Raw genomic sequence first — 25,599 nt, 5'->3', positions numbered from 1 at the left:
CCACGTTTAAAAGGAAGGTCAATATCCTTGCCATTTGTGAATGAACGTCGGGTGATAGATACCGTTGGCGGTGCCCGGGAAGGTTTTGAAACTTCCGGCGTCCACGAACCCGAAATTATTTCCGTGCGCGCGGCCCACGCAGCGAACTTCTCCGCCGGAGGTTTTTCCGCAAGTCGCATAGTTCGCGGCATAAACGGCGGTATAGGTCGTTGTTCCACTGTCCACGACAGTGGGCAGGTGATTCACAGAGTTACTTCCCACAAAGTGGGGTGTTCCCAGTCCTGATGCTGTCGAGTTCCCCCAGCATTTGATTTGTCCTGCTGAAACACCGCAAGTGTGCGTTGGTGCTGCTGAGATGTCAGAGTAATCAGCTGTGGCATCGGTCGGAGTCGGAGTATATCTGTTCATGGTGGTTCCGTCTCCCAGCAGGCCGTTGAAGTTCTGTCCCCAGCACTTCAGTTTGTTCGCGGCGGTGATGCCGCAGGAATGATACGGTCCCACGGCAATCTTGACATAGGCAACACCGGAATCCACCACATCCGGCAGATAATAAGAGCTGGTGCCGGAATTTTTTGCAATTTGTCCGGCGCTGTTTGATCCCCAGCATTTTAAAACACCTGTTGTGGTGATTCCGCACATATGGCCTGCGCCGATGTCAATGTCACTGTAGGAAACACCGTCATCCACAACTGTGAAAGTCGTGCGGTTCGTGGTGTCCCCCAGTCCCAGTCGTCCAAAAGCATTGTAGCCGGAACATTTCAAAACGCCTGTGGTGGTGATTCCGCAAGTGGCATTTTCGTAGGAAATAACCTTGCTATAAGAGGCGGTGCTGTCTGCCAATTTCGGAGAAGAGACCGTCTGTCCGACGGCGGCAGCTTCGCCCAGTTCTCCGACTGTGTTGGTTCCCCAGCATTTCATTTGGCCGGTGCTGGTGACGGCGCAGACATCAAAGTGACGTTTTGGCGACAGATAACTGTAATTCGTGGTTGGATCAATCATCACCGGAGCCGAACGACGCACAGATGTGGCCTCTGTGCCATCCCCGAAGGGGCCGTAGGCGGTGGACATACTGCCCCAGCAGAAAAGTTTATTAGAGGAAAGACCACAGGTCCCCGAGGATGAATCCCCGATGGCATCCGCGCCGAATACAGACAGCTTGGTGAAGGTTGTATCCAGAACCGGAACCATTTTTGGCGAGAACATATGATAGAAATTTCCGGAGCCATAGGCATATCCGTTATAAGGCGCTATATCGCCATTCAGGTTCCCCCAGCATTTCAGGGCACCGGTTTGAGTAATACCGCAAGCTCGGGCTGCAGAGGTGCGAACATCGCTGTAAGTCGTTCCGGCATCCACAACGGTTGGCTGATTCCGTGCTGACAGGGACGGGTCCGCCACCTGCATCATCATATTGGCACCCCAGCATTGCAGCACATCGGCCGTGGTAATGGCGCAAGTAAAGCCACGAGCTGTGGAATTCGTGCTGTCGTCATTGACGGAGATAAATTTATAAAGTCCGCCCCCATAAACGGCCACCGGTTGGGAGCGGGTGGTTAGGCTGTTGTCTCCAACCTGACCGTAGTTGTTCGTGCCCCAGCATTTCATGTTGTCAGTTAATGTGATGGCACAACCATGCTTAGAACCCACTGCCACCATTTTATAAGATTCCGTTGCATCGATGGCAGCAGGCAGATTTTTAGCTGTCGCAGAACCATCGCCCAGTTGGTAGTTTGCATTATATCCCCAGCAGAACAGCTTATCATCCATGCGGATTGCACAGGTCGAACGCGAACCAGCTGTCAGATATTTGTAAGAAGAAGCATTGTCGGTGTCCGTCGGGGAAGTTCTTTCGGTGGTGTCCCCCAGACCCAGTTGTCCGTAATCGTTGCGGCCCCAGCATTTGATTTTGTTGTCAGTGGTCAGGGCGCAGGTGTGCAGATCTCCGGATACAACCGACAGATAAGTCGTACCAGTATCAATATGCAGCGGAGAACTCTGAGTTCCCGAACTGGAACCACCGCCGACTTGACCGTCGTCAGTGTTTCCCCAGCAGAAGAGTCTGTTGTCCAAGGAGACAGCGCAAGTATGAGCCTCACCCGTGGCGACACTGCGGAAGCCCGCAACACCTGCGATTGTGACTGGGACGGCAATGTCCTGGAAGTCGGTGTTGGCGCCAGTCACTTGGCGGCTCATATTACCACCCCAGCAGCGCAGGGAGGTGTCTTCCATGATCGCACACTGGTGTCCGCGGCTGATGGACAGAGCCGAGGCCTTCAGGTTCATTTCGTCATCGGCGATGAAGTACTGGGTTTGATAGTTAATACCCAGTACGGCGGCCGGAGCGTCGGTATGGGTGAAGTGCAGATTCATCAGTTTTTCACCGTCTGTCAGATTGTTATCCGGGAAGTTGACGGTGATATTGGCTGTGGTGGTATTGGCCGGAATGGTGATAAAGCCCGATGTCAGATTGTGATGATCCGGATTTACGGCATCACCTGTGATTTTATAGTAGGCAGTCACGTCGTAGAATTTCGCAGGACTTAGGCTGACGGTGATCGTCTGATCTCCAACACCTTCCTGAACCCGGTTCATCAGGGTGCTGGTGATATTCAAAGTGGAAATGCTGTCCTTGGACCATGTTACAGAAACGGCATCTGCCGGACTCTGGAACAGATTCACCTGATCGCCACCCAGAACGCACAAGGTGACTGGCCCATTTGGCAAGGCGGAAATATTGTCGGTGATCACGGTGCTCGCAGCCACGGCTCCGGAATAGGATGCTGTCGCACAGGTGCCGGATGTGATGATGGCTTTTTTGTATTGGCTTACGCGGAAACCGGAAACTGTGACATTCAGAGTGGTCGTCAGAGAAACACCCACCGGGTATCCGTTCAGCGTTGGCGTTGGTGCCGGATATGGGGTGCTGATTTCCCAAGTGCCGACGACATTACCAATGGTGACACTGGCGGTATGAGTTTGAGCATTGGCACTTGGGGACGTCATGCGAAGTTGGATGACGTTGCCGGAACTGACGGGCACAGAAGTGCCCCAGTAGCTGCCCGTGGTCACATTGCGAATGAGCGCATCATGGCCGGTGATGGTGGCAATGGAAGCCTGGCTGATGGTACCCAGCGTGACATTGGCAGTAGTATAGCGCGTATTCAATGTTGCATTGTGAACTTTCGTGAATATAGGGGCTGATGACATTAATGGGCCCACGTTGCCCCAGTAGGCGATCCAGCCGTCGCGAATGGCACTGCCGTCAGAGGTGAATCGGAACGTCATCTTGCCGGAGTTGGCCGTTTGACTTGCGGGAATTGCGGTCCCGGACACATTGTTCAGCAGAACGGTTCCTGCTGTCGTGCCATCATAGACAGTCACCTTATCCCAAGCAGCCTCGGTGTTGAAGGTCAGGAAGGACAGCGTGATCGGTGCGCCCGTGTTGATTTCAAACTGACATGTTTCGTTGTTGTTATACATGCCACTTGGTCCGCCCGAGTCATACAGGAATCCGGCTGTGGCGGTGGTGGCAGAGTTTACGCACAAAGTATTATGATTTTGAACGTTGTAGCGATCCCATTGATATTCACTTGGATGCCACAGGGGCTGCCAGGTGCCATTGGTGTGTTTACCCAAAAGACAAAGCTTCAGGCGCTCGTCGTCAGGGAGGGTGGTGAGATCCGCCGTGATATTGGCGCTGATGTCCGTTTCTGCACTGTATGAAGTGGCAGCCAGACAGTCTGTCGTTGCCGCAGTACCCAGTTTGTATTTGTAAGCCACCACGTTCGTTCCGCCGACGGTGACATCCAAAGAGGTCGCGGCTGAATTGGAAGCCGGAACATTTGTGGCATAGGCAATCACCGCAGGATAGCCCTCAATAATAATATCTTTTCGGCCCGCCAATGAATTTGCGGAACCCACTGCTGGCAGCGTTGTTGTGGCATTGTTGTTCAGGACATCTTTGATGGAGGTCCCATTTGTGACGGAGGTTGTGGAATAATCCAGATCGGCGGCAGTGTTTTCATAGGTCACTGTATAACGGAACGTTAGTTCGGTCGAACCACTGCCGCTAAGATAAGTGGCCAGAATACCAGAACCCGAATTTAAGGACAGGGACGGGGTCGGACTTACCACGGTCACAGGTTTTGTAAAGACCACCTGAATATCAATGACATCGCCGGGCTTATAGGTGCCATTGGCGTTGCTCGAGGTCACATGGGAAACCGCCGTCGGTGTCAATGGCGTGGCCACTGTCCAGTAGTAACTGACATCACCAGCCCGGATGTGCGCCAGACGATACTGGTCGTTGGCGTTAGGAGAGGTCATGCGAACTTCAACGCTATCCCCCGGCGCTACCAAAACTGAAGATCCAAAACCAGTTCCGGCAGTGATATTGCGGATTTCCGCATCATAACCCGAAACTGAGAACACTGTTGCCGTGCTCAGGCCCAAAGCTGTGGCTGTTTTTGTGTAAACAGTATTGGGCGTGGTATTTAGAGTTGAGGCAAAAGCCAGCGTCGGGGATAAGTTGGGAATGCCGCCCCATGAAAGGATGATTCCGGATTTCACTACAGAAGTGTCACTTTTAAACTCGGCATACAGGGTGCCTGAAGTTGAAGCTACAGGAGTGTTGTAAACTGTGCCTGCAACAGGCCCGAGAAGAATGGCTCCCGCAGCTCCGGTTTCGCGCAGTCGTAAGAAGTCGTAGTTCGTATTGTTTTCCGTATCATAGGATATCAAGGCCGAAATGGCGGCGCCCGTCGTGATGGAGAAGTAGCAGTTCGCAATGGTTTCATTGTTGTTATAGTCTGCGGTAGGTCCTCCAGAGTCATACAGACGGCCTTTGGGGGCCGTGGATGATTTCACTGTGTCGCAAAGATTATAGGTCGGGATGTTTTCAGAGTAGTGCCACTGCGCCTGCGTGGCCGTGAAGGTCTTTTGCCAGTTTCCGGAACTGTCTTTGCCAAGGACGCAGATTTTGAAGATCGAATATCTTGGGTGAGCACTAATATCGTTGGTGATCGGCGTGGCTGCGGCGATTTCGCCGGAATAGTCTGCGGCGCTGGAACAATCCGTCGTATCGTAAAGTCCCACTTTGTATTTGTAGGCCACCACATCAAGGCCGGTGACGGCGATGTTCAGGCTGTCATTGGAGTCTGCGCCCATAGGGACATTGCCTAAAATGGCCTTGGCTAGCGGACTTGAGTAGGCGTCGATATTGATATCTTTGGTGCCGGCCAAAGAATTCGCAGAACCCGGTGCTGGCAGCGTTAATGTGGCATTGTTGTTCAAGGCATCACGAAGGGTGGCCCCGCTAAGTGCCAAAGCCGAAGTGCTGGTGTAATCCAAATCCGGATTTTGATCGTTGGCCTGTACTTGATAGGTAAAGACCAGAGACGTCGTGCCAGAACCGCTGGCATACATCGCCTCACGATCCGCGCTGCCGGTTTCCAAAGTCAGGCGGGGAGTTCCTACGACCGTCACGTTTTCATCAAAGTTCACACGGACCTGAATGGTCTGGCCCGGACCGTAGATGCCATCAGCAGTGATGGCATCTACATTCAGAATCACCGGACCTTGTGTGTCACGTACCCAAGTGGCTTCAGTGGCCGACGTGGCCCAGTTCCCAGCCGCATCGCGACCAAAGACACACAGTTTGTAAGATCCCTGTGCGGAAAGAGCGTCAGTGATTTTCGTGGCAACAGCAAGGTCACTGCCCGTGTAGGCAGCGCTGTTGGTGCAGACTTCGCTTCCTCCCGGGGGTACAATAAAATAGCGGTAATGACTGATGTCCGTGCCACCCACGGTGACATTCAAATTATTCACCAGATTGGTTCCCGTCGGCGCCCCGGATAAGGTGGCCGCCGCCGGAGCTTGCGCATCCTTAGGATAAGTCGAACTGGCAGTGATGTTGTTACCACTGACACGGCTGTGTGATGCCACAACCGTGTAAGGAGTGCCGGAGGTGTTTGCAAGGGAACTTACGTCAAGAGTCGTGGACCAGGTGTTTCCCGTACAGGTGGCGCTGCCAGTGACACCTGGCTGGTCGGTGACAGACAGATTCACCGCCTGACCATTTTCAGAACAAGCGCCTGACAGGGCAAAGGCCACCTGATTGATGGAATTAATAAATGTTCCCGCCACCGGAGAAGTCAAAGACACGGTGGGCGTCACAGAGTCATGAATGATCGAATCAAACGCACAATCCGATTCATTGCCCGCAACATCGCGAACTTTGAAATAGATGGTGTTAGTGTTGTTCGCTGTAGGAAGCGTCCAGGACTTGCTGGTCGCAAAAGTTTCCCACGCGCCGCCACTTAAGCATAATGCCGTATTAGTGGCGTACATCTGAACACCGTCAGTGGTGGAGCTGGAAAGGGTCGCACTCAAACTGTTGGTATAGACATCGTTATTATTGATGACAAAACTATCCACGGTGGGGACCACGGTGTCTTTGGCAAAGACCTTGTTCACTTCCGAAGCAGCCGCCCCATTGGCGCGAGTGTGGTTCAGCGTGAAAGTCAGATTGCCTTGAGGTGAGGCACTGAGATCCAAAGTTTTCGTCCAAGCCCCGCTGGCGCAAGTGGCTGACGTTGCACTTTGCCCGGTCACAGAAATACTTACGGGACGTCCTTCTTCTGAACAAGCTCCGGAAAGCACAAAGGCCGAAACATTGGCAAGATTGACATAGCTTCCATCCACTGGTGATGCCAGTGACAGGGAAGGAATGGTGCTGATGTGAGTGATGTCGTCACTATAGCAAGGAGATGTATTTCCCGCACTGTCTCTGTACTTAACATAGACGGTGTTTAAGGTGTCCGCCGTAGGCAGTGTCCAGGTTTTGCTGGCGGCAAAGCTTTCCCATGTGCCGCCCGTAGAACATCCTGCTGTATTTGAAATATACATTTCATCCGCATCGGTGCCCGTAAGGCCCAGAGTCACATCCAGATCATTGGTTGTCGCGGCCCCGGCATTGATGCTAAGGGCCCCTGTGGGACCGTCCGTGTCTTTCAGGTAAGTCGGGGAGTTCGCCGCCTGAGAATTCCCCGCAGCATCATTTAAGGTGGCGGTCAGCTGGAATGTTCCCTGGGGCAGCACACTGAGGTCTAAAATAGCAGAAAAACTGCTGCCGTTACAGAGAGTGGTTCCAGTGAAAGAAGCCGGTCCTGAAAGTGTGATGGAGCGGGTGTCTTCGGAGCAAGTGCCACTGACCGTGAAGGCCGTGACATTTCCTGAATGCACCAAAGCGCCGGCAGTCGGCGCAGTAAATGCCAGTGTCGGAGCGATATTGTCGTGCAAAATATCATCGTTTAAGCACGCAGTTTCATTGCCATTGGCATCTCTGAATTTTGCATAGACCGTGTTTGTTGCATTGGCACTGGTTAAAGTCCAGGAAGCTGAAGTATTGTAAGCAACCCAAGATCCTCCCGTGCAAGTGGCATTCGAGGTCAGAAGCATTTCTGTGACGTCACTGACAGCACTGTTCACAGTGGCCGACAAAGAGTTGGTCACCGCCGCGCCATTGTTCAAAGCCAAAGACGAAACCACAGGGCCAGTGACATCACGGCTCACAGTGGCCGAGGCAGTTCGTGTGTTCCCCACAGGGTCTGTATGAGTTGCTGTCACTGTGACAGAGGCTCCTGACAAAGCCGTCAGATCCAGAGTTTTTGTGTAGGTGCCACCAGTGCAGGGGACGGTGTCCTGAAGGGTTCCGCCGGTCACCAAGCTCACCGCACGACTGGCTTCTGAACAAGTGCCGCTGATAATATAAGCTGTCTGATTTAAGGACGTGATCACAGGCAAACTGTCCAGTGTGATGGTCGGAGGCATCACGTCCTTGGTGATAGCCAGACGGTATTCTTTCGGAGTCCCACTCGGAGCGGTCACCAGTGCAATCAGATCCCCGCTGAAAAGAGTGGGAAGCGGACTTAGATCCAAAGTCTCGCTCCACTGGCGGTCAGTGCAGGTGAAAGTTTTTAAATTTGTGACAGCGCCTGCGGAAAACTCGATCACAGAGCCTAAAAGACAAGTTCCCTGGAAAGGGGCGCTGGCAACGTTGTTTTCATTGATCAGGGATTGCGACAGACTTTCGACAGAAAAGGCACCCAGATAGGTGATAGGGTTGGAACAGGATGATGAACTCATGCTTCCGTTAGATAGAAGAATGAAAACCTTGAACGTGTATTCAACACCGTCTTCAGGAGTGAAGGTCGGCAGATGAGATGATTCGGACGGGCCGACATGGGCCACGGGCAGGATCGGGGTTTCGCAGGAATCGCCGCGGAAATAAAGGATTTGCTGTTCTTTGATGTCGGCTTTGGAAGGACGGTTCCATTCGGCTTTCAGGACACCTTGCTGAGTTAAACTGTCGCCATTCCATTTCAAAGTTGTGGGGATGGCGTGTTCACCGGCCAGTTGCAATTCCAATGTACATCCCGCCAGAATCAGCGGAAGGAATAGCAGGAGGGATCTGAACCCCCAGCTGGACAGCTTAGTGGTATTAAGTAACGTTCCAATCATAGGTTCTTATTCGGTTTTTTGAGCGCAATGCTAAATGGTCAAAAACCTGTAAAATGTTCTGGAAATTCGTGGAAACACTGGGCTTTCCGCTTGGAATTTATGAGGAATAGCCATTTTGAGGGCAATATTAAGCTGCCGCAACGTCCTCAAGATTCTGCCAAAAAGGATTATTATTCATGTTTTAGCGGGATTCCCTCTAAGTCCTCAAAAAGCTTGATTTCCCAGCTCTTTCGACCTAAAACGGTGAGTCCGTAATTATCACTGGCTAAGGCAATGGTTAAGAGTCCTCCCTAATCTAAATTTATTAAAGAATTATTGTCTTTTCTGTGCCCGGCTAAGTCCGTGGCGTAATGAGGTTTAAAATGGCTCGTGTAAAATCTGGTAAAACAAATCGTGCTCGTCACAAAAAAGTTCTTAAAAGAGCAAAAGGTTACTACAGCGCTGGTTCCCGCGCTTACATCCACGCGGTAGAAAAAAATGACCGTGGTATGGCGTTCGCTTACCGCGACCGTAAAGTTAACAAACGTAACTTCCGCACTTTGTGGAATCAACGTATCAATGCAGCGGCTCGTTTGAACGGGACTACATACTCTCGTTTGATCGGTGGTTTGATTAAAGCTGGCATCCAAGTTGACCGTAAAATCTTGGCTGACCTTGCAATCAACGACGCAGCAGCATTCACTGCGCTTTGCAAACACGCTTTGGCGTAACTGATCGGCCCTTCGGTTCTTCCGAAGAAGCTAACCGAGGCAGGTAAATGAATGGACGAGTCCAACAGCCAGTTTGAACAAAGAAAGCGCGATCATATCAGGATCGCGCTGGACCCAAGGTCTCAGACCGCGGGACAAAATGGATTGGACTCGATCACTTTAATTCATGAAGCTCTGCCGGATCTGAATTATAAAGAGGTCGATATTTCGACCTCTTTTATTTTTTCCGGGGATGTCATCCCACTTTCTTCACCGATTTTTATTTCCTCTATGACTGCCGGCCATGAAAAGGGCCGTGAGATCAACGAGGCTTTGGCGCGCCTCAGTGACCGTCGCCAGATTTTGATGGGTGTGGGATCACAACGTCGCGAGCTGGAAGATTCCAATGCGGCCGAAGAATGGGCTAAAGTGCGCAAACAGGCGCCGAAAGCCCGACTCTTGGGAAATATTGGAATCGCTCAACTGATCAGATCTCCGATTGATAAAATCCGCCGACTTATTGATTCCACAGAGGCGGTGGCATTGTTCGTTCACCTGAATCCTTTGCAGGAGGTTCTGCAACCCGAAGGCACCACCGAGTTCCGCACGGGTTTGCAGGCCATTGAAAATCTGGTGAAACTGGCAGGTGTGCCGGTGATTGTGAAAGAAACCGGTTGTGGTTTTTCCGTTGCGACATTGAAACGTCTGGAAAATACGGGCATTTTTGCCGTGGATGTCAGCGGCAAGGGTGGGACTCACTGGGGCCGCGTGGAAGGCTATCGTTCCGAAGAATCTGAAATGCTGTACCAGGTGGCGCAAACTTTTGCGAACTGGGGGATCAGCACGACACAAAGTCTGCTCAACGCGAAAGAGGCCCGGGTAGAGTATCAGCTCTGGGCATCGGGCGGCGTGAGAAATGGTTTGGAAATTGGTAAATTAATGGCGTTGGGTGCTTCCCAGGTCGGGGTTGCAAAACCTTTTTTGGAAGCGGCCCTTCAAGGCGATGAGGCTCTTGAAAATCTGCTAACCCGTTTGGAAACAGAGTTGAAAGTAACGATGTTCTGCACGGGCTCCCGCAATCTGAAAGACCTCCAAAGCAAGAAGGTGATTCAATGACAAAACAACTTCAGGATATCTTTAAAGGCTTTTCAAAACTTTCCCGCGAAGAGCGTCTGAAAGCACTTAAAGAAGTCGGTGCATTGAACGAAGCAGAAGCCGAGTATCTGGCCAAGGGCGGTTTGAAAGACACGTCTTTGGGCGAAAAATTTATCGAAAACGTGATCGGCTATTTCCAGCTTCCGCTGGGTGTTGTGACCAATATGCGCGTGGACGGCAAAGACTTCGTCGTGCCCATGGCGGTGGAGGAAACTTCCATCGTGGCAGCCTGTTCTAAAACTGCGAAATGGATTCGTGAATCCGGTTCCATCACCACAGAAGTTGTGGGGAACGAAATCATCGGTCAGATTCAACTTGCTAAGATTCGCAGCTTTGTTGATTTTGAAAAACAAATTCTTTCCCAGAAAAACTATTTGATTGAAGCGGCCAACCGTGAAGTGGCCTTCGGCCTGGTTCGTCGTGGCGGTGGTGTGCGCGATCTGCAAGTGCGTCGCGTGCCTCGCGGTGACGGCAGCGACATGGCCGTGATCCATATTCTGATGGACCCTTGCGATGCCATGGGTGCCAACATCATCAATCAGGTCTGTGAATTCCTGAAAGAGCCGATTGAACAATTCACCGGTGAAAAGGTCACGATGTGCATCCTTTCCAATCTGGTGGATTCCAAAGTCACTCGCGCCGTGGTTCGTATCAATGATATCGAACCGGAACTGGCTGAAAAAATTGAAGAAGCCTCTTTGTTTGCGCAACAAGATCCCTATCGTGCTGCGACCAACAACAAGGGTGTGCTGAACGGGATTGATCCTATCTTGATCGCGACAGGAAACGACTGGCGCGCGGTGGAGGCGGGGATTCATGCCTATGCCTGCCGTGATGGTCAGTACCGGTCGATCACTCGCTGGTACCGTGAAGGCAAAAGCCTGGTGGGCGTCTTTGAAGCGCCTTTGGTTGTGGGAACCGTGGGTGGTGTGACTACTTTGCATCCGACCGCCATGCTTTCCATGAAAATGCTGGATACGAAGTCCGCCAATGAACTTTCCCGTATTATTGCGGCTGTGGGCTTGGTGCAAAACCTGGGGGCTTTGAAGGCTTTGACGACTGTCGGAATCATCGAAGGCCACATGAAGCTTCATACCAAGAATCTGGCTTTGGGTGCTGGCGCGGAAGAAAAAGAAATTCCGATGGTGCAAAAAAAATTGGAAGAAATTCTGGCGATTCGCAAGCGCATTTCCCTGAGCAATGCCATCGACGTTCTGAAGGAACTTCGCGCGGCTCAGAAGGCTCAGGCGACAACGACTCAACATCATTCTTAGGGGAAGGCCTTGTCTTTGGTCTTCTCGGTTCCCGGAAAAACATTTCTAGCTGGTGAATACCTGGCTCTCGCAGGAGGGCCGACGCTCGTATTTTTGTCCCAGCCTTGTTTTGAAACGGAAGTTTCCAAAGGTTCGGGAAAGACCGAGGGGATTCATCCGGAATCCCCGGCGGGGGCTTTTATGGGAAAGCACCGCGATTATTTCAAAAACTTCGACATTCAATTCCGAGATGCTTATGCCGGTAAAGGGGGCTTTGGGGCTTCCACGGCACAGTTCCTTTCTGTGTACGCTCTGTGGCTTCACAAAGAGTTGCACCAGCAGGACATGGAAAGATACTTGGATTTTAAGCATCTCTTAGAGGCATACTATGATGTGGCCTGGAATGGGCAGGGTCAGCGTCCCAGTGGTGCGGATCTGATCGGACAGCTCAAGGGATCGTTGACGTTCTTTGAAAAGCGTCAGGGATTGATTTCGGTAAAAAGTTGGCCGTTTGCAGATCTGGAATTCCATCTGGTTCATACGGGTAATAAACTGGCCACGCATGAACACCTGCGTACATTGCCGGTTTTTCCGACGCATGGGTTGGAATCCGCGTTTGCGTTAATTCGAGAAGCCTTCGACAAGCAGCAAAGTTCGTTGTTTGTCGAAGGGATCAAGTCCTATGCGCAGGAGTTGCAGCAACTGGGCTTCACCTGTGATCCAACCTTGCGGTTGCTGTCAGAAATCCGTCAGCTGCCGGGGGTGCAGGCGGCAAAAGGATGTGGTGCCTTGGGGGCGGATGTGGTTTTAGTGATCACCGCACATGGTACTGCTCAAGAATTTAAAAACTATTGTGAAAGCAAGGGGCTGTCCCTGCTTTCGTCCTCAGATAAAATCTCTCAAGGACTGAAAAATCGGGGAAGCTTATGAAACAAGTGACTGTCTCTGCTCCGTCTAATATCGCTTTGATCAAATACATGGGTAAGATCGAAGGCTCTGGCAATAAACCGACGAATGGTTCTTTGTCCTACACTTTGGAAAACCTGCGCACCTTTGTGCGCCTGACTGAAATCGAAGGTGGTGCTGATCAGTGGAAGCCTTTTGTGCGCGAAGATCTGCAAAAGATCGAATTGTCTGAAAAAGGTCAGCAGCGCTTTATCAGGCACCTGCAAAACCTAAAAGATAAATGGGGCGTAAAAAAAAGCTTTCTGATTGAATCAGCCAACAATTTCCCTTCTGACTGTGGGCTGGCAAGTTCGGCGTCCAGTTTTGCGGCTTTGACTTTGGCGGCGGCAGAAATGTTCCAGCAAATCAACCCGCAGCCGTGGGGTGCAGACAAAAAATATCTTTCCGAGTTGTCCCGTCAGGGGTCAGGCTCGTCCTGTCGTTCTTTGTTTACGCCGTGGGCGTTGTGGCAGCATGAATATGCAGAGCCCATGGGGTTGGAGTTTAAAGATCTGCACCACATGGTGGTGATCGTGGAAGATTCCAAAAAAGAAGTGTCCAGTTCCGAGGCTCACAAGCTGGTAACCACCAGTCCAAGATTTGAAGGTCGTCCGGAAAGAGCTGAAATGCGCTTGAAGGATCTTTCCAATGCCATGCGCTTTAACGACTGGCATTTGGCGCGTCAGATTGTGTGGGATGAATTTATCGACATGCACCGTCTGTTTGAAACCAGCACGCCGTCGTTTAGTTACATGACTGACGGGTCAAAAAAAGTTCTGGAAGACTGTCAAAATCTTTGGAACAAGTGGCAGGATGGCCCGCTGGTGACGATGGATGCCGGGGCGAACGTGCATCTGCTTTTCCGTAACGATCAGAAAAAACAGTTTGAACAATACCGCGAACATTTCAAAAAGGACTTCAAAGTTTTGGCTTTTGAAGGTGTGAAAGACAATGTCCATTGATTTCACCTGCAAGTCCTATGGTAAGTGCATTTTAGTCGGGGAGCATTCGGTGTTGCGAGGCTCTCCGGCACTGGTCGTTCCGATTCAGTCCCGCAATCTGGATCTTAGCTATTCCAAAGGTGAAAACCCGTTGGAGCTTCGTCTGGTCGGCGACCATGGCAAGGAATTACAACTTCTGATCTGGGGCGTTTTGGAAAAAGCCTGCGAGCTGAAAAAAATCTCGCGCTCTGATTTAAAAGGCACTTTGCTGTTGGAATCTTCAATCCCGGTCGGGGCGGGCATGGGGGCCTCGGCGGCCTTGTGCGTGGCTTTGACCCGTTGGCTGGGGTTCTTGGGTTATGTCGATGAAGCTGACTTTTATGAGTTCGCCCGGACTTTGGAAAACCTTTTCCACGGTGAATCCAGCGGCGTTGATATTGCCGTGGCATTGTCGGGCGAAGGTCTGCGCTTTGTGCGTGACGGTGCAAGAACTCCGCTGGTCATGGCCTGGCGTCCACATTGGTATATTTCATATTCTGGCAAGCGTGGTGTGACGGTCGATGCTGTGAACAAGGTCAAAGACCTGCTGCTGAAAGATCCCGCTTTCGGAGAATCCATCGACACACAAATGCGCGAAGCCGTTAGTGCGGCCGAAGCGGCGTTGAAAATGGATGCCGCTCAAGGTTTGCCTGCCTTGGCCAAAGCCATCGACCTGGCCGCAGGCTGCTTCGAGAAATGGAACCTGAATGAAGGCGAGCCCGAAAAACACATCCAATGGCTTAAAGATCAAGGGGCTTTGGCCGTAAAGCCCACCGGTTCCGGCGGTGGAGGCTACGTCCTTTCCCTTTGGGAAACCCCAGCCCCTCAAACCCTAAACCTAATTCCCTGCTAAAGGTACGCCGTACCTTTTTGCAATGCGCCGCACTCCAAATAGGTACGGCGTACCTTTTAGGGGTGTGAGCAGGAATAGCTGTATAGGGCAATACTGGCTGCGACAGTGGCGTTCAGGGACTCCACACTTTGCGTGGCAACCGACAGGCGCTGTAAACCTTTAAGGCCGCTAAAGCCCGGACCTTCTTCGCCGATTGCCAGGCGTAGATTTTTTGGCCACTTAAAGCCCGCGACATTTTCGCCTTTCATGTCCAACGCATAGATTTGCTCATTGGCTGCGACAAAGTCTGTGAATTTGCCGATTTTATATAGTGGCAATTTCAATAAAGCCCCCGCAGAGGCCTTGATCGCCTTGGGGTGATAAGGGTTGCAGGATTCTTCGGTCAGAATCATTTTGCTGGCGCCAAAGGCCAGGGCTGAACGGGCCAAAGCACCCAAATTGGAAGGGTCTCCCAAGGGGGAAATCACTTCCAGACCTTCGGGCTTTCCGCCTTCTTTCAGCGGTGCGATTTCTTTTGGTTCCAGCACCAGCAGGTTGAAGTGAGTGCCGACCACATCAATTTCATTGAAAAGCGCTTTGGGAAGTTTAAAGACCGGAATGCGCTGACCTTTTAAAGAGGTTGCCGTCATCGTCAGGGATTTCAGATCCTCATTGACGATTTCAGCCTTCACACGGAAGGAGGGATTATCCAGAAACTCGTGAATAAGTTTTTCACCCATCAGGATAAATTCCTGATGCTTTTTGATTCCGCGGGCCGAGGAAAGATCGGCCCAGCGACGGAAGTGATCGTTGGTTTTAGAGCTGATTTCGATCATGAATTCCGGTCCTACTTGCGGTTGTAGAGTTTAAGGTCAAAGAACTTGTTTTTGCCCTGGATCACGCGAACCTTGGTGCCATCTCTGTCGCGGAAGACAATGACGTCATAGATATGATTGTCGTCCATGGCTAGCTTTCCATAGAACAGACGATCTCCCGGTTCCAGCCAGCCCGTCGCCTTGTGAGTGAACAGTGCATTGGAGGACAAGCGAATCGTGGAAAGAGCATCCGGACGCATCTCAAGATTCACAAACCAGATGGTATTGTGACTGAAAGCCACCCATTCGCCCTGCAGATCTTCGCAGGTGAGGCTCTGCAAAGAAACACTGGTTGGCCATGGCACAATCGGGCCGTCTCCGGGGCCACGAGCCGCGGCAGAAAGACTGAAAACTGTCAGGATTAAGAGTATGAGGTGTTTCATGTTGTCATTTCCTCCACATTTTTAAACTGAATGTGCGATTGGGGATTAAAGTAATATCCTTTGCGGTCACGCAGGATATAGCGTGGACTTTCCAGATCGGGCTCCAGCAGAGTGCGCAGGCGCTTGATCGAGACGTAAATTAAATTGTCGTGCAATTCCGGATCATACGGTTGATGCCAGATGGTTTCGACAAGATCTTCTTTGGAATAGCGCTGTCCCGCATTTTTTATAAATAGCAAAGCCAGGTCATACAGGATGTGTTGATTCTTGAAATCAATGGCGCCTTTTTGTTTCTCACGTACCACACGCGCGGCTTCATCGATGACGAAGTCAAACTTTGTTTCTTGCGTCTTAATGCCCTCGGGGCACAGGCTGGAAATCAAGCGATAGATACGCGGAGCCCTTTCCTGACTGATTCCGCGCAAGGCCAGCTCTGCATAGATACGATGTTGCTCGGTATGCCCCTGATCGCGGTGCACGCGTGCCATCTGTGCCAGAATACTGGAAATTAAAAGTATAAATCCATGGGCCTTGGCTTTTTCATAGCTGTCCCACAGAAGCTCCAGAGCACGGTCAAAACTTCTGGTTTGGCTATAGATAAAACCGCGCAGTTGATTTGTGCTTAACTGTATTTCGGGACTGCTTAGCTCTGTCAGAATAATGTCGAGCTTGTCCAGTTGTTGCAGGCATTGGCCGTAAGTTTCAGAATTAAAGGCCTTTCCTAAGGCCAAAGTGAACAGGGCGCGGGCCAGGGTTTCCAGATCATGAGTTTGTGTGGCCTTGGCGATGCTGGAGTGGATATACATCTCAGACTCCTGCACTTTGTTGTTGGCTAAGAGCCAGGCGCCGATCAGATTTTCCGCCCGGGACTGTTCATTGGGAAGCTGAGTGCTGTGATGGAAGGCCATGACCTGCTCCATAACACTTTTAACTTCATCCAGTGTTTCAAGCTCATGGCAGCATTGGAAGAACAGGCGGGCGGCCTCGATCCAGTCAGAGTTGTTTTTTTGATTTTTAGCCACCACCATTGCTTCTTCGCAGGCATGGCGAGCCTCATGCAGATCACCTTGACGGTGCTGCAGGCGCGCAATCTGAAGAGAAGGGTTGAGTGTGGCGATGGTCATTAGTATTTAGCCCACCGTCTTTTTTCATCGCCGGACAGTTCGTCCATCAAAAGTTCTTCGCCTTCGTCTTCTTCAGGCAAAGGCATGTCTTTGATTTTCTCATAAACCACCAGACGTCGTTCATGCGGTGTGTTTGGAAGAGAGTAAGCCACATCCTGAACCAGTTTGTAGTATTGAGCCCACTGGTCCTTGGCGGCTTTGATTTCTGGATCAACGCCGGGACCTTTCATGAAGTAAACTCGGCCGCCGACTTGCAGGCAGCTCATGACGTTACCCAGAGTGTTGCCAATGTCTTCAACCGCGCGAGTGATGGCGCCGCGAACCGGGTACACGCAATGGCGGTTGATATTGCGGCCTAAAATGTCCAGATTTTGCAGATTCATTTCGCTGCGCACGTGCTTTAAGAATTCCACGCGACGTTGTACGCCTTCACCCAGAAGGATTTGTTGATCGGGGTACATGATCTTCAGCGGAATGCCCGGAAAGCCCGGGCCGGTGCCCACGTCCAGCAAAGGGAACTGCAGGTCTGTATATTTGGTGATGATAATGCTGTCGATAAAATGCTTAATGGCAATATCACGTAGCTTCAGCAGGCGGGTGAAGTTTTCCTTTTCCTGATTCAGCATCAAAAGGCGGTAGAATTGCGCCAGTTGCTGTCGTTGTGCGTGGCTGACCAGATCGAAGCCGTGATTGCGGAAAACATCGGCCAGGCGGTCGTTCGCCTCGTGAATATCGTAGATGGTTTCCGGTTTTTTGTGGCGGCCCATGTTGCCTGTGCCTGCGGAAGTGGCAGAATTAGCAGAGCCAACGGCCTTGCGGGCTTCTTGACGGGCTTTATAAGGGCTGTAGTTGGTCTTATTCTTATGGGCCATAGTAGGTGGGGGAAGATAGGTCTAAAGGCCCTAAACCTCAAGCTTTTTCTGCGCCGTGTGTAAAAGCTAAATCCTTGAAAATAGGGGCCTCTGGGGCGATATTGAAAGCCTATGTCGACGACCAAACTTGATTCCATCAAAGATACAGCTCTGGCGGCCTTTAAAGCGGCTTCCAGCTCCAAAGACCTCTATGATCTGAAAGTTCAGTACCTGGGTAAAAGCGGGTCCCTGACTGAGATCATGAAAGAAATGGCCACTTTGCCTAAAGAGGAAAAACCTCTTTTTGGTAAAAAAGTAAATGAAGTGAAGCAGCTTCTTGAAACGGCTTACACTGAAGCCGAAGACGGTCTGAAGCGTAAAGAAATCTCTGCCAAGATGGTGGCCGAAGAAATCGATATGACATTGCCGGCTTTCACTCAGCCCAAAGGCAGCGCACATCCGGTGAATATCGTGGTGGAGGAGATCTTCACGGTGATGTCTCGCCTGGGCTACAGCGTGCGCACAGGGCCGATGATCGAGAAAGATTATTATAACTTTGAAGCTCTGAACATTCCGGCAGATCACCCGGCGCGCGATATGGCGGACACGTTCTTCGTTGATAAAACGCATGTGTTAAGAACACACACGTCGCCGATTCAAATTCACTCTTTGGAGTCTGAAGAACTGCCTTTGCGTGTGATCGGAACCGGACCCGTCTTCCGTTGCGACAGTGATATTTCGCATCTGCCAAACTTCCACCAGATCGAAGCTTTGTGTGTGGATGAAAAAATCTCCATGGCCGATCTGAAAGGCACGATCAGTTTCTTCGTGCGTGAATTCTTCGGTCCGGGTTTGAAGACGCGTTTCCGCCCCAGCTATTTCCCATTCACAGAGCCTTCTGCGGAAGTGGATTGCTCCTGCCCGATTTGTAAGGGCAAAGGCTGCTCTTTGTGCAAACAAAGTGGCTGGATTGAAATCGGCGGTTGCGGTCTGGTGAATCCGAAAGTGTTCCAGGCAGCAAAAATTGAATATCCTAAATGGCAGGGCTTCGCGTTCGGCTTTGGTGTTGAGCGTATGGCCATCATCAAGTACGGCATCGAAGACATCCGTTTGTTCCCTGAAAATGACGTTAGATTCTTAAGGCAGTTTGTAAAATGAAGATCAGTTTAAAATGGCTCCAAGATTATGTTGATGTGACCGAATTCTTCCAAAAGCCAGAAGTTCTGGCGGAAGCGTTGACTCGCGGTGGACTTGAGGTTGAAGAAATCACCAACCGCGCCAAAGACTTTAATCACGTGGTGATTGGTCACATTTTAGAAAAAGACAAACATCCGAATGCTGACAAGCTGTCCTTGTGCCGTGTTTCCACGGGCGAGGGCGTTGTTCATCAGATTGTGTGCGGGGCGCAGAACCACAAAGCCGGTGATCGTGTGATCGTGGCTTTGCCGGGCGCTGTGCTGCCGGGTAATTTTGCGATTAAAAAATCTGCTGTTCGTGGTGTGGATTCCGCGGGGATGCTGTGCTCTTTGAAAGAGCTGGGGCTGGCGACGGAATCTGACGGTATCGCGATTCTTCCTGCAGATGCGCCGGTGGGTAAATCCTATGCGGAGTATGGCGGTTATGATGATGTGACTTTTGAATTGAAAGTGACTGCCAACCGCGCGGACTGTTTGTCGCACTTCGGTTTAGCGCGTGAGGTGTCCACGTTGTTTGGTAAAGAGCTGAAAGCTCCGAAAGCGGATGTGGCGGCTTCTGGCAAATCCACGAAGTCTGAAATTGCCTTGGATGTAAAAGCCTTTGATCTGTGTCCGCGCTATACGGGGCGATCCATTAAAGGTGTCAAAGTTGGACCAAGTCCTGCGTGGTTGAAACAACGCCTTGAAAGTGTGGGCATGAACTCCATCAATAACATCGTCGATGTGACGAACTATGTGATGATGGAACTGGGGCAGCCTCTGCATGCGTTTGATGCGGCTTTCATCGGTGGTAAAAAAGTGATCGTGGATCGTGCCACCAAGGGTGAAAAATTTGTCACTTTGGACGGCACTGAAATCACATTGACCGGCGACGAACTGACCATCCGTGATGCCAGTCATCCGGTGTGTTTGGCGGGCGTTGTTGGTGGTAAAAACTCCGGCGTTTCTGACGCGACCACGGACGTATTCTTAGAGGCAGCTTATTTCCTGCCAATGAGTGCACGTAAAACATCCCGCTCTCATGGGATTGATACGGATTCTTCTTACAGATTCTCTCGCGGGGTGGATCCGGATGGGACTTTGCGTGGTTTGAACCGTGCAGCAGCTTTGATTGCTGAAGTGGCGGGTGGGGAAGTTTATGGTGACAATCATGACTTCTATCCAAATCCGGTGAAAAAAGATCCTGTGACGATCACGTTGCAAACGGTGACAGACCGTTTGGGTTATGAAGCGGAAGAATTTAAGTTTGTAGATTTCATGAAACGTCTGGGCTGTCAGGTGGACAAAAAGGGTGATGTGTTCACAGTTCTTCCGCCGACGTTCCGTTTTGATATCGAACAAGACATGGATCTGGTTGAGGAATATGCGCGTCTGAACGGGTATGAGCATATTCCGGAATCCTTGCCGAAGTTCGCAACGGCTCCGTCTTTCCATGACAAAGCCTTTATGCTGAATCGTACAACCAGCGAGTTGCTGCGTGCGGAAGGTTTCCAGCAGGCGGTGAACTTTGCTTTTGTTGGTTCTAAAGCACAAAAAGTCTTTATGGGGAACCTGGAGTGCTTGAAAGCTGCGGGTCTGTCTGTGAACGAAAAAGAAATCCGTCTTTTGAATCCGTTAAACGAGGAATTGGACGTGATGAGATCTGTACTAAGTTACGGTCTGTTTAAAAACCTCAACAATAACTTCCACTCTGGCAACATGAATGGTCGTTTGTTCGAGATCGGCAGTGCCTTCCATGTGAAGGAAGACGGCAGCTTCGTTGAAGGCTCCCGTTTGGGTATGGCTATTTGGGGGCGTGCAAGCAACCTTTGGAATAAGTCTTTGGACTATCCGGTTGTGTACGAACTTAAAGCAGCAGTTGAAGTTCTTTTGAAATCTTTGAATATTTCTTCTTACACTTGGGTGACCCCGGCTAATAAGTCTGATGTCCCTGAATTCCTGCATCAAGGGCAGTTTGCTCAGTTGTTGGTGGAAGGTAAGAAGGTCGGTTTTATCGGAACACTTCATCCGATTCTTTTGGATGATAACAAGATCCGTGTGCCGGGGGCTTTGGCCGAACTGGATTTGGATCAATTGTACAAAGGTCAGCCTCGTCCGTATCGTATTCAGAGCATTTCCAAGTTCCCGGTGGTAGAACGTGACTTTGCCTTCGTGATGCCAAAGACCCTGAAGGTCGGCGACGTGATGAAGGATATCCGCAAAGCGGCGGGTGGTTTGTTGCTGAATGTGGACGTCTTTGACTTGTATGAGGGCGACAAAATGGAAGCCGGGAAGAAATCCGTGGCGATCCGTTTGTGGCTACAAGATAAAAATGCCACACTGCAAGAAGCGCAGATCACAGAGGTTACAAACAAGGTTCTAGAGAGCTTAAAAAAGAATTTTGATCTTTCTGTGAGATAAATTCTTGATTGTTTTCAGTTAGTTGTTACGATTTTAGGAAAGAATCCGTTAAGGCCTTGGTTTTAGCGGAATAGCGATGGAGTGAAGGACACTATGGCAGGCCAAAACTTAGGTAAATCAACTGTGACTAAGGCCGATATCGTCGAGAACGTGTATCAGAAGATTGGTTTCTCTAAGAAAGAAGCTTCTGAGCTTGTGGAGTTGGTTTTCAATACCTTGAAGACTGTTCTGCAAGAGGGTGAAAAAGTTAAGATTTCTGGTTTTGGTAATTTCGTTGTTCGCGGCAAAAACGAGCGTATTGGGCGCAACCCTCAAACAGGGGAGCAAATCAAGATCTCTGCACGCCGTGTTCTTACCTTCCGTCCGTCTCAAGTTTTGAAGGCGATGCTGAACGGTGAAGAGTACGCTCACTTAAAAGATGAGGACGATGATGATGACTACGACGACCATGAGTAATCCTTCGGACCTCGAGATGGAAAGCTCTGAGCTTTCTCTTGGGGATCATCACATAGACTTTGTTGAAGAAGCGGAAAAAGAATCCGTTCCTTTGACAGCGTCAGCGCCGATTTCCATTCCAGCCATGCTTTGCGATGAAAAGCTGCTGGAGGAAATCAACTCCATCCCGGATAAAATGGGTTTCAAAATCGGCGACGTGGCTGAGATCCTGGGCATCAAACAATACGTTTTGCGCTACTGGGAAACAGAGTTTGAAGTTCTTCGTCCGAAGAAGGCCTCTAACAACCAGCGCATGTACACTCGTAAAGACGTGGAAAATGCGCTGTTGATTCGTAAGCTTTTGCACCGCGATCGTTTTTCGATTGAAGGGGCAAGAAATGCGATGAAAGAGTTAAAGGCTCACGTGAAGAAGGAAAAGGACATGACTCAAGTGTATCATAAGCTTGAGGGCATCAACGAAACGGTGGAAGATCTGATTCTGGACATCCGCAAACTTCGCCAGCTTTTCAAATAGATTTAAAAAACAAAAGCCCTGATCCAAAAGATCAGGGCTTTTTTATTTCTTTAATTTGGTTGAACTTCAGGGCAGGTCGGGAAGGTGAAGCGCTTCCAGAAGCTCTGATCAGACTCGCCACGAGTCAGGAACACTTGTGTGTCGATGGTTTGTGGAACTGTCACTTCGCGAGTGCCGAACTCCACACATTCGTGGGATTCATCGCCGCGGCCTCTTAGCTCCAGACAAACAGGCTGTTCATAGGTACGAGGCACGGAAACAATTTTTGTTTCGTAGCGTGCACAAACCCACTCGGTGATGTCACCCGGTCCATCTCCGCCGGGGCCACGCACGGTTCTTGGCACGAGTTCGGCACACTCTCGGGTAGCCTCGATTGCATGAACCTCCGTGTCGGTCATACAGGCGTTGTCCAGCCTGATTCCTGGCAAAGTGTATCCGTGAGTCACGACAGCATCACGATCAGCAAAAATTTGTGACCAGGAACTGTTGGCATGAACAGCATAAGCACTTGTGGAAACCAAAAGTGTTGCCAGAGAGAACAGGATTTTTTTCATAAGAACTCCTTTGTAGGGTTGTTGTTTGTTGAGCGACTTGCAAATGCTTGTCAGCACTCGGCAACGCTACAAAGGAGCTTCCGGAACGGTCTAAATACAAAGTTGTAATTGTAAAGTGACATGAAAAATCACGCAAATTCCGTCGAAATCATGACTATTGGCAGACACAAAACGGTGCATTGACAATGTTGCAAATTCTCGAATTTGTTTACAGTGGACACTTTGAGTTCACAAGATGGACAATGAGGAGACTGTCCGGGGATCAGGGATTTTGTTCTAAGAAATAATGCAGTAAACGGGTATTGGCCTCTTCCAGAGATGGTGTGGAGGTCGTAGAAAGCTCATCACGAATCGCCAGTGTCATGGCCCGCTCCAGACGCTTCATAAGATGTCTTTTTTGTTCCGGATTGGCAGGCATGTTCTTTCCAATAAAGGACCGCACCAAGGACAGCTTGGTGTGTTCATCGGGATGGGCATGCAGCTGTTCGGCGGAATGTTCATGGGCGAAGTTGCGAGGCTCGATATAGACCTCTTTGTTGGCCGGGATCTGAGGGTAATAAAGAGCCTTGTACATCACCGCAGGGTCGTCAAAGAATATCACCGCCAGTGCATCCGCATAAAGCTCTGAATAAGCGGGTAGAGTTTTGAAATACAAACTGTAAGCGTCTGAATTGGCCAGTTGCGCCGACATCTGACGAACAGCGCGAGAGGAAATCTTTAATTCCAGATTGGTTTCTGCAATGGTGGAAATTTCCTCCAGTCCGGTAAAGAGTTCTCCAAACTCCTCGTTAAAGTCCTGGGCCCAGATCTCTTTTAAAATTGCGTGACCGTATTCGTGAACCACCACAGTTTTTAGTTGTTCAGTATTGGCCTGATAAGTGCCGCCTTGAGCATCAGAAAAGACCAGATGTTGAGGAATGCGGATGATGTGACCGTTATCGAAGCTGGCATTTCCAGCTTGTTCTCCGATCACCAGCGTGACCGGCGGAGCCATCAGAAAAGTGCGACGGACCTGATCCAGAGTGTCCACCAGATCCTGGGCTAGACGGCAGTTTTCCTCTGTGGGTTTAGCGACAAAGATCAGATTCTGAACGGGCCCCTCAGAAGGCAGGGGGCAGGGTGACTCTTGAGCTGTGGCAGACAGGGTTGTAAATGTCAGCAGGCTTAAGATAAAAGGGCGCAAAGTCATTGAATCTCCAGAGTTACCGGTCAGTGGGGACTGAAGATCCTTATAGGAAGAAATGTGCCAGGGTAAAGCGCCTTGACGTCGTTTTCAAGAGGGCTTTGATGTCTAGAAAATTGACGGTGCCGCTGGAGAGCGGCCTTCTTGGGCGGGGGCCGTCAGTTATTTGCTGCTGCCATTACGAGGCGGCGAGTCCCCGGTGCCGCCAGCGCTGCCACCTCCGCGAGCCACACAATGGTTGGAAGAGGTAAGAATTAAAAGGAATACGCCATACAAAAACAGCTTCATTTTCAAGACTCCTGAAGAGTGTCGGTAACATTGAACATAAAAGCGGGAATTTTTCCCCGGGATGCGGGGTTTTCCAGAATCTGGATCTTGGCTTTAAAGGCCTGTGTGTCAATTTCAAGCCACTTTCTATAGGTGCTTTCGGAAACGGATTCAAAAAACAAATTCATATAGTTTGCGTAGTTTTCATCGGTGCGTGCGGGCTTGCTGTATCTTTCTGCCAGTCGCAGGCCAACAGTCTTGATCGTTGCTGCGGAAAAGGTGGAGCGATGTGATCCCAGGCCATAGCGGCCGTTATCCAGAAGTCGCAGGACATTCATTTGCAGCATCTTGTGCAGAATCTCGATGCCGTATTCACCAAAGCGCCCGCGCACAAATCCAAGATCAAAAGGCCGGGTTTCCGCCAGCACATACAGTTCGGAAAAGCAGGGGTCTTTCAGCATTTCCTGTTCGGTACTGACTGTGTATTTAAATAGCGGCGAGGACTTCACCTGCGGATCGGTGCGTTTTAACTTTTCCCGCACAACAGCCGGAGCGGCCAGAAGGATCTGATCGAAATCCGGAGTGCCAATCAGGCAGGAGTAAAGCTTATACAAAGTTTGGTATCCGGGGTTATGCTCTTTTTCAATCAGACGTCTTAAGGTTTTGGTGTGAATTTGAGATTTGCCTGCTAGTAAAGCCAAACCCTTGCGCGGGTCTTTGTGGCGACGAAGAAACAATCCGATATCCTGACTGACCTGATCTTGAATGGAGGAAGGCTGATCTAGCATGGCATACCTTTGTTTGGGCTTTCAGACGGGGTATGACGACCACAGGGGGTTGGCAAGTTTTCAGGCCGTGGATGCGGAAAACCCGGGGCTCAGGTTTCAAGCCCCGGGTGATTTTTGCAATTAGTGGCAGGAAGGAACGGTCAAAGATTTGTTGAACAGGAATTTATAAGTGTCATTACGAGGGCTGACAAGTTTGGAAATCTTCACGTTCACAGTTGTTGGGTAAGTTCCGGATACGATCTTGTCTTTGCAAACTTCGCGGTTCTTACCGATATAAGTGCACTCAGAAACAGTGCGGGTGTAGTTGATCGGAGTGTAAAGGTATTTGTAACCAGTGATTACTTCTTTAGAACGGTTTTTGCCGATGAAGATGGTTTCTTTTTGTGCCACAGCTTTTTTTGTTCTTAGCATGTTTCCATCCACACATACGAAAGTATAGTCAACAGCGTGACCCATGAAAACGACAGGTGCATCGATTTTTAGGGTTTTGTCCTGCATAAGAACTTCCCAGGAAGTGTCAGCAGTGTAAGCAAAAGAAACAGAAGACGCGATCAGAAGGCCGATAACAGCAAATACATTTTTCATTTTGATTTCTCCTTTTTGTTTGGTTGATGGACCTTGAATGTTCTGCCGC

General features: G+C 50.3%; 20 protein-coding genes. 10 read left to right on the top strand and 10 right to left on the bottom strand.

All coding sequences use genetic code 11. The features are described 5' to 3' along the window. Positions 1-18: 18 nt before the first annotated feature. On the bottom strand, positions 19-8,427 hold the full coding sequence (locus EZJ49_RS12230; RefSeq protein WP_262552432.1) for a CUB domain-containing protein: 8,409 nt from the start codon (positions 8,425-8,427) through the stop codon (positions 19-21). Between the two features lie 455 nt (positions 8,428-8,882). On the opposite strand from EZJ49_RS12230, the gene rplT reads away from it, so the two are divergent. From rplT to EZJ49_RS12200, 6 genes are all read left to right on the top strand, one after another. Next, entirely contained in the window at positions 8,883-9,230 is a 348-nt protein-coding gene (rplT, locus tag EZJ49_RS12225) for a 50S ribosomal protein L20 (RefSeq protein WP_011164103.1), read from the top strand. Positions 9,231-9,281: 51 nt separating this feature from the next. Next, positions 9,282-10,325 carry a type 2 isopentenyl-diphosphate Delta-isomerase gene (gene fni, locus EZJ49_RS12220; protein ID WP_262552431.1) on the top strand — a complete coding sequence of 348 codons (1,044 nt, stop codon included), beginning with the start codon at positions 9,282-9,284 and terminating at the stop codon, positions 10,323-10,325. Beyond that, the gene (locus tag EZJ49_RS12215) at positions 10,322-11,638 is read left to right on the top strand and encodes a hydroxymethylglutaryl-CoA reductase, degradative (RefSeq protein WP_262552430.1); all 1,317 of its coding nucleotides are present in this window, start codon (positions 10,322-10,324) and stop codon (positions 11,636-11,638) included. The genes fni and EZJ49_RS12215 overlap by 4 nt, the downstream gene beginning before the upstream one ends. Before the next feature lie 180 nt (positions 11,639-11,818). Beyond that, on the top strand, positions 11,819-12,547 hold the full coding sequence (locus EZJ49_RS12210; RefSeq protein WP_262552429.1) for a hypothetical protein: 729 nt from the start codon (positions 11,819-11,821) through the stop codon (positions 12,545-12,547). Then, the gene (mvaD, locus tag EZJ49_RS12205) at positions 12,544-13,524 is read left to right on the top strand and encodes a diphosphomevalonate decarboxylase (protein WP_262552428.1); all 981 of its coding nucleotides are present in this window, start codon (positions 12,544-12,546) and stop codon (positions 13,522-13,524) included. Before EZJ49_RS12210 ends, mvaD begins: the two co-directional genes overlap by 4 nt. Next, positions 13,514-14,395 (top strand): mevalonate kinase, encoded by an 882-nt coding sequence (locus EZJ49_RS12200; protein ID WP_262552427.1) that lies wholly within the window; start codon positions 13,514-13,516, stop codon positions 14,393-14,395. The genes mvaD and EZJ49_RS12200 overlap by 11 nt, the downstream gene beginning before the upstream one ends. A 56-nt stretch (positions 14,396-14,451) precedes the next feature. On the opposite strand, the gene EZJ49_RS12195 is transcribed toward EZJ49_RS12200, so the two are convergent. The 4 genes from EZJ49_RS12195 to rsmG are packed head-to-tail and all read right to left on the bottom strand — an operon-like array spanning position 14,452 to position 17,628. Then, entirely contained in the window at positions 14,452-15,210 is a 759-nt protein-coding gene (locus EZJ49_RS12195; protein WP_262552426.1) for a TrmH family RNA methyltransferase, read from the bottom strand. Between the two features lie 11 nt (positions 15,211-15,221). Continuing rightward, complete coding sequence (locus tag EZJ49_RS12190) at positions 15,222-15,632, bottom strand: hypothetical protein (RefSeq protein WP_262552425.1); 411 nt, start codon at positions 15,630-15,632, stop codon at positions 15,222-15,224. Next, complete coding sequence (locus tag EZJ49_RS12185; RefSeq protein ID WP_262552424.1) at positions 15,629-16,756, bottom strand: helix-turn-helix domain-containing protein; 1,128 nt, start codon at positions 16,754-16,756, stop codon at positions 15,629-15,631. The genes EZJ49_RS12190 and EZJ49_RS12185 overlap by 4 nt, the downstream gene beginning before the upstream one ends. Then, positions 16,756-17,628, bottom strand: coding sequence for a 16S rRNA (guanine(527)-N(7))-methyltransferase RsmG (gene rsmG, locus EZJ49_RS12180; RefSeq protein WP_262552423.1), 873 nt, complete (start codon positions 17,626-17,628; stop codon positions 16,756-16,758). Before rsmG ends, EZJ49_RS12185 begins: the two co-directional genes overlap by 1 nt. A gap of 111 nt (positions 17,629-17,739) precedes the next feature. On the opposite strand from rsmG, the gene pheS reads away from it, so the two are divergent. The 4 genes from pheS to EZJ49_RS12160 all read left to right on the top strand — a co-directional run bounded on the left by pheS (position 17,740) and on the right by EZJ49_RS12160 (position 22,173). After that, the gene (gene pheS / locus EZJ49_RS12175) at positions 17,740-18,765 is read left to right on the top strand and encodes a phenylalanine--tRNA ligase subunit alpha (protein WP_262552421.1); all 1,026 of its coding nucleotides are present in this window, start codon (positions 17,740-17,742) and stop codon (positions 18,763-18,765) included. Beyond that, a complete protein-coding gene (gene pheT, locus EZJ49_RS12170) occupies positions 18,762-21,203 on the top strand; it encodes a phenylalanine--tRNA ligase subunit beta (protein WP_262552420.1) in 2,442 nt (813 codons plus the stop codon). The genes pheS and pheT overlap by 4 nt, the downstream gene beginning before the upstream one ends. A 123-nt stretch (positions 21,204-21,326) precedes the next feature. Next, positions 21,327-21,659 carry an integration host factor subunit alpha gene (locus EZJ49_RS12165; protein ID WP_347359097.1) on the top strand — a complete coding sequence of 111 codons (333 nt, stop codon included), beginning with the start codon at positions 21,327-21,329 and terminating at the stop codon, positions 21,657-21,659. Continuing rightward, positions 21,631-22,173 (top strand): MerR family transcriptional regulator, encoded by a 543-nt coding sequence (locus EZJ49_RS12160; RefSeq protein WP_262552418.1) that lies wholly within the window; start codon positions 21,631-21,633, stop codon positions 22,171-22,173. Before EZJ49_RS12165 ends, EZJ49_RS12160 begins: the two co-directional genes overlap by 29 nt. A 50-nt stretch (positions 22,174-22,223) precedes the next feature. Here EZJ49_RS12160 and EZJ49_RS12155 read toward each other — a convergent pair whose 3' ends face one another. From EZJ49_RS12155 to EZJ49_RS12135, 5 genes are all read right to left on the bottom strand, one after another. Then, complete coding sequence (locus EZJ49_RS12155; RefSeq protein WP_262552416.1) at positions 22,224-22,727, bottom strand: hypothetical protein; 504 nt, start codon at positions 22,725-22,727, stop codon at positions 22,224-22,226. Between the two features lie 262 nt (positions 22,728-22,989). Further along, positions 22,990-23,916, bottom strand: coding sequence for a hypothetical protein (locus EZJ49_RS12150; protein ID WP_262552415.1), 927 nt, complete (start codon positions 23,914-23,916; stop codon positions 22,990-22,992). A 156-nt stretch (positions 23,917-24,072) separates the two neighbouring features. Further along, positions 24,073-24,198, bottom strand: coding sequence for a hypothetical protein (locus EZJ49_RS12145; RefSeq protein WP_262552414.1), 126 nt, complete (start codon positions 24,196-24,198; stop codon positions 24,073-24,075). A gap of 2 nt (positions 24,199-24,200) precedes the next feature. Further along, positions 24,201-24,965 (bottom strand): hypothetical protein, encoded by a 765-nt coding sequence (locus EZJ49_RS12140; RefSeq protein ID WP_262552412.1) that lies wholly within the window; start codon positions 24,963-24,965, stop codon positions 24,201-24,203. Between the two features lie 120 nt (positions 24,966-25,085). Then, a complete protein-coding gene (locus EZJ49_RS12135; RefSeq protein ID WP_262552411.1) occupies positions 25,086-25,550 on the bottom strand; it encodes a hypothetical protein in 465 nt (154 codons plus the stop codon). Between the last annotated feature and the right edge of the window lie 49 nt (positions 25,551-25,599).

It is taken from the genome of Bdellovibrio bacteriovorus (assembly GCF_025558485.1).
Classification (GTDB): Bacteria; Bdellovibrionota; Bdellovibrionia; order Bdellovibrionales; family Bdellovibrionaceae; genus Bdellovibrio; species Bdellovibrio bacteriovorus_G.
Note: the sequence above shows the minus strand (reverse complement) of the source record. Positions and strands in the feature narration are given on the sequence as shown.

Bases quoted from the DNA above. Each gene is read 5' to 3' on its own strand.
- EZJ49_RS12185 (WP_262552424.1), bottom strand. From the start codon at position 16,756: ATGACCATCGCCACACTCAACCCTTCTCTTCAGATTGCGCGCCTGCAG.
- rplT (WP_011164103.1), top strand. From the start codon at position 8,883: ATGGCTCGTGTAAAATCTGGTAAAACAAATCGTGCTCGTCACAAAAAA.
- EZJ49_RS12145 (WP_262552414.1), bottom strand. From the start codon at position 24,198: ATGAAGCTGTTTTTGTATGGCGTATTCCTTTTAATTCTTACCTCTTCC.
- pheS (WP_262552421.1), top strand. From the start codon at position 17,740: ATGTCGACGACCAAACTTGATTCCATCAAAGATACAGCTCTGGCGGCC.
- EZJ49_RS12195 (WP_262552426.1), bottom strand. From the start codon at position 15,210: ATGATCGAAATCAGCTCTAAAACCAACGATCACTTCCGTCGCTGGGCC.
- EZJ49_RS12215 (WP_262552430.1), top strand. From the start codon at position 10,322: ATGACAAAACAACTTCAGGATATCTTTAAAGGCTTTTCAAAACTTTCC.
- pheT (WP_262552420.1), top strand. From the start codon at position 18,762: ATGAAGATCAGTTTAAAATGGCTCCAAGATTATGTTGATGTGACCGAA.
- EZJ49_RS12155 (WP_262552416.1), bottom strand. From the start codon at position 22,727: ATGAAAAAAATCCTGTTCTCTCTGGCAACACTTTTGGTTTCCACAAGT.
- EZJ49_RS12210 (WP_262552429.1), top strand. From the start codon at position 11,819: ATGGGAAAGCACCGCGATTATTTCAAAAACTTCGACATTCAATTCCGA.
- EZJ49_RS12135 (WP_262552411.1), bottom strand. From the start codon at position 25,550: ATGAAAAATGTATTTGCTGTTATCGGCCTTCTGATCGCGTCTTCTGTT.
- EZJ49_RS12190 (WP_262552425.1), bottom strand. From the start codon at position 15,632: ATGAAACACCTCATACTCTTAATCCTGACAGTTTTCAGTCTTTCTGCC.
- mvaD (WP_262552428.1), top strand. From the start codon at position 12,544: ATGAAACAAGTGACTGTCTCTGCTCCGTCTAATATCGCTTTGATCAAA.
- EZJ49_RS12160 (WP_262552418.1), top strand. From the start codon at position 21,631: ATGATGATGACTACGACGACCATGAGTAATCCTTCGGACCTCGAGATG.
- fni (WP_262552431.1), top strand. From the start codon at position 9,282: ATGGACGAGTCCAACAGCCAGTTTGAACAAAGAAAGCGCGATCATATC.
- EZJ49_RS12200 (WP_262552427.1), top strand. From the start codon at position 13,514: ATGTCCATTGATTTCACCTGCAAGTCCTATGGTAAGTGCATTTTAGTC.
- rsmG (WP_262552423.1), bottom strand. From the start codon at position 17,628: ATGGCCCATAAGAATAAGACCAACTACAGCCCTTATAAAGCCCGTCAA.
- EZJ49_RS12140 (WP_262552412.1), bottom strand. From the start codon at position 24,965: ATGCTAGATCAGCCTTCCTCCATTCAAGATCAGGTCAGTCAGGATATC.
- EZJ49_RS12150 (WP_262552415.1), bottom strand. From the start codon at position 23,916: ATGACTTTGCGCCCTTTTATCTTAAGCCTGCTGACATTTACAACCCTG.